General features: G+C 67.0%; 2 protein-coding genes. Both read left to right on the forward strand.

The annotated features are described in order from the left end of the window. The first annotated feature begins 77 nt into the window (after positions 1-77). On the forward strand, positions 78-2444 hold the full coding sequence (locus QMX79_RS20065) for a methyl-accepting chemotaxis protein (RefSeq protein WP_282248352.1): 2367 nt from the start codon (positions 78-80) through the stop codon (positions 2442-2444). A 200-nt stretch (positions 2445-2644) separates the two neighbouring features. After that, positions 2645-4436 (forward strand): methyl-accepting chemotaxis protein (locus tag QMX79_RS20070; protein ID WP_282248353.1); only part of this gene is annotated, 1792 nt, incomplete at its 3' end.

The raw sequence follows: 4436 nt of genomic DNA on the forward strand, positions 1-4436 counted from the left end.
ACGCCGGCACAGGCCGGCGTGGCCGCTGCAACCGGGCGCCACGCCCGGACGCGTCTGCCACCGGAGAGTGCACCACCATGCAATGGATCAACAACCTCAAACTGATGCCGAAGTTGATGCTGACTTTCGGTGTAATCCTGCTGGTGATGCTGCTGCAGGGCGTGGTCGCCTACCGCGGCCTGCACTCCCTCAACAACGTGACCACCGAACTGGCCGGCAACCGGATGGAAAGCATCCGCATGGCCGGCGAAATGCGTGGCATGCTCGGTGAATACCGCAACTCGGCCTACCAGGGCCTGATCCGCGCCAGCGACGACGTCAAGGCCGAAGCCAAGACCCGCGCCGCCGACCTGCGCACCAAGATCGATGCCTCGATCAAAAAGTATCCCGCCCTGATCGACAGCCCGCAGCAGAAGAAGCTGTTCGACGCCTTCGCCAAGGACTGGACCGACTCGCTGACCTCCTACGATTCGGTCACCGAAATGCTGGAGCTGGACCTGCCGGACGATGCCATCGATACCTTCGTCGGTGAGACCCGCGCCAAGCACCTCAAGGCCGCAGCCGCGCTTGAAACCCTGATCGCCGAAGACAACCGCCTTGCCCGCGCCTCGCGCGAAGAGGCTGAATCGACCTACGCCACCTCCGCCACCCTGACCATCATCGCCCTGCTCGGCGGCGCCGCCATGGGCCTGGTGCTGGTGTACCTGTTCGCCCGCTCGCTGGTCGGCAGCGTCCGTGGCGCGGTGTCTGTGGCCAATGAAGTGGCCGGCGGCAAGCTCGACGGCCATATCGACGTCACCCGCAAGGATGAAGTCGGCGACCTGATGCAGGCCATGCAGCGCATGCAGCGCGACCTGCGTGACCGTACCGAAACCGAACAGGCCGTGGCCCGCGAAAACCTGCGCATCCGTACCGCGCTGGATTACAGCTCCACCGGCGTGTACCTGACCGACAACAACCTCAACATCGTCTACGCCAACCGCGCGCTGGAGCAGACCCTGTCCCAGTACCAGGACGACCTGCGCCGCAACCTGCCGGACTTCGACGCCTCCGTTTCGCTGGTCGGCCGCCCGCTGACCGTGCTCGAGCACCGCGGCGAAATGGACGCCACCCTGCTGGCCAACCTCAAGCAGCACGGCGTGGCCCGCCGCGCCATGCAGTTCGGCGATGCCCAGTTCGCCCAGGTCGTCTCCACCATCCGCAACGAAGAAGGCGAGAGCGTCGGCCACGTGGTCGAATGGCGTGACCGCACCCCCGAAGCGCTGGTGGAAGCCGAAGTGGCCCGCGTCATCGCCCAGGCCGCCGCCGGCGACCTGTCCGGCCGCATCAGCGCCGAAGGCAAGGATGGTTTCTTCCTGCAGCTGGCCCAGCAGATCAACGGTCTGCTCGACGCCAACGCCTCCAGCATCGAACAGATCTCCGGCCTGCTCACCGCGCTGTCGCAGGGCGACCTGACCGTGCGCATGCACGGCGAGTTCGAGGGCGTGTTCGCCACCATGCGCGACGATGCCAACGCCACCGCCGAACAGCTCAGCGGCATCGTTACCCGCATCAAGCAGTCCAGCCAGGCCATCAGCTCGGCCGCCAGCGAAATTGCCACCGGCAACAGCGACCTGTCGCGCCGTACCGAACAGCAGGCCGCCAACCTGGAAGAAACCGCCGCGTCGATGGAGGAACTGACCTCCACCGTGCGCCAGAACGCCGAACACGCCCGCCAGGCCAACCAGCTCGCCATCGGCGCGCACACCGTCGCCTCGCAGGGCGGTGACGTGGTCGGCCAGGTGGTGACCACCATGAGCGCGATCCAGACCTCGTCCAAGAAGATCGCCGAGATCATCTCGGTCATCGACGGCATCGCGTTCCAGACCAACATCCTGGCGCTGAACGCCGCAGTGGAAGCCGCACGTGCCGGTGAACAGGGTCGCGGCTTCGCCGTGGTCGCCTCCGAAGTGCGCACCCTGGCCCAGCGTTCGGCCGGTGCCGCCAAGGAAATCAAGGGCCTGATCGACGACTCGGTCGGCAAGGTCAACGACGGGTCGGCGCTGGTGCACAAGGCCGGCGCCACCATGGGCGAGATCGTCGCCTCTGTGCAGCGCGTGACCGACATCATGGCTGAGATCTCGGCCGCCTCGCAGGAACAGTCGGCCGGCATCGAACAGGTCAACCAGACCGTCGTGCAGATGGACGAGACCACCCAGCAGAACGCCGCGCTGGTGGAAGAAGCCACCGCCGCCGCCCGCTCGATGGAAGAACAGGCCGGCCACCTCAGCGATGCCGTGTCGATCTTCCGCCTGGACGAGCAGGACGTGGCGCCCGCGGCACCGGTGTTCGCACCGGCACCGCGTGCGGTCAGCCGCCCGGCCGCCGCACCGGCACCGGCACGCAAGCCGGCCAGCCGTGCCGTTGCTGCCGAGCTCGCCGAAGGTGACTGGCAGGAGTTCTAAGCCGCCCCGCGCATCCGCGCAGCGCTGAAACACACAGGCCCCGATGCTCCGGCATCGGGGCCTTTTCATATCTGAAGCTGAATGCGCTCAGCTCGCGCCGCTAAATCGGCGACGGTTTCTGCCGATAACTCCATTGCCTCGACACGTTCGTCGACGTCGGCTTGCGCTGTACGCCCCCGCTAGAGAAGGCCCCCCCGCCCATGAATCTTTCCAGTCGCTTCTCCAACCTGTCCGTGCGCGGCAAGTTGAACCTGCTTACCGCCCTGATCGCCATCGGCGTGGTCGCCCTTGCCATCATCGCCGCGCGCATCCAGTACCTGGACCTGGCCGAGACCCGCAAGGATGCCCTCAAGACCCAGGTTGAACTGACCTACGGCATCTTCGACCACTACAAGCGACTGGTCGGCACCGGCGAACTCACCGAAGAGGCGGCCAAGGCGGCGGCACTGCAGGCGCTGCACAGCATGCGCGCCGACGGCGAGAGCGCGTACTACAACGTGCTGGCCACCGACTACACCCTGCTCATGCACCCGTTCGCCCCGGACCGGGTCGGCAAGGTGCAGAAGGACTACCTGTCCAAGGACGGCGTGCCGCTGTACCTGCAGCAGGTGGACATGGCCAAGACCGGCGGTGGCTACACCTATTACTCGACCACCAAGCCCGGCGAAGGCGAGAAGCTGATCGAGAAGTCCACCTATGCCGGCATGTATGCGCCGTGGCAGTGGGTCGTCACCAGTGGCGTGTACATGGACGACGTGCAGGCCGACGCGCTGGCCTTCACCGGCATCATGGCTGCCACCGGCGGCGCCCTGGTGCTGGTGGTGCTGGCCCTGAGCTGGCTGATCGGCAACCGCATCACCGGGCCGCTGCGCCAGGCCACCGGCGTGGCCGACAGCATTGCGCGCGGCAAGCTCGACACCCGTATCGGCGCGCAGGCGCAGGACGAACCCGGCCGCCTGCTGGAAAGCATGGGCCGCATGCAGCAGCAGCTGCACGCGGTGATCGGCGCCCAGCGCGAAATGGCCAGCCAGCACGATGCCGGCCAGACTACCTTCCGCATGGACGAATCCGCGTTCCCGGGCGAGTACGGCCTGATGGTGCATGAAACCAACACCCTGGTCGGCGCGCACGTGCAGACCATGCAGGACGTGCTGGCCGTGGTGCAGCGCTACGCCGTGGGCGACCTGAGCGCCGACATTGCCCGCTACCCGGGCGACAAGGCCGCCATCAGCACCACCGTGGACACCGTCAAGCAGAACCTGGCCAGCATCAACGCCGAGATCAAGCGCCTGGGCGCTGCCGCGGCAGCGGGTGATTTCACCCAGCGCGGCGATGCGGCCCGCTTCGACCACGATTTCGGCCAGATGATCGCCAGCCTCAACGCGATGATGCAGGTCAGCGACGACAACCTGGGCAAGCTCTCGCAGCTGCTCTCGGCCATCGCCGAAGGCGACCTCACCGCGCGCATGCACGGCGAGTACCAGGGCGTGTTCGCCACCATGCGCGACGACGCCAACGCCACCGTGACCCAGCTGACCCAGATCGTCGGCCAGATCCAGGAAGCGGCCGGCAACATCAACCTGGCCGCCGGCGAGATCGCCACCGGCAACAGCGACCTGTCGCGCCGTACCGAACAGCAGGCCGCCAACCTGGAAGAAACTGCCGCGTCGATGGAGGAACTGACCTCCACCGTGCGCCAGAACGCCGAACACGCCCGCCAGGCCAACCAGCTGGCGATCGGCGCACACGGCGTGGCCTCGCAGGGCGGCGACGTCGTCGGCCAGGTGGTCACCACCATGAGCGCCATCGAAGCCAGCTCCAAGCGCATCGCCGAGATCATCTCGGTGATCGACGGCATCGCGTTCCAGACCAACATCCTGGCGCTGAACGCCGCGGTGGAAGCGGCGCGCGCCGGCGAACAGGGCCGTGGCTTCGCCGTGGTCGCCTCCGAAGTGCGTACCCTGGCCCAGCGCTCTGCTGCCGCCGCCAAGG

Source organism: Stenotrophomonas sp. PS02300, assembly GCF_029959395.1.
Classification (GTDB): Bacteria; Pseudomonadota; Gammaproteobacteria; order Xanthomonadales; family Xanthomonadaceae; genus Stenotrophomonas; species Stenotrophomonas maltophilia_AD.

Bases quoted from the DNA above. Each gene is read 5' to 3' on its own strand.
- QMX79_RS20065 (WP_282248352.1), top strand. From the start codon at position 78: ATGCAATGGATCAACAACCTCAAACTGATGCCGAAGTTGATGCTGACT.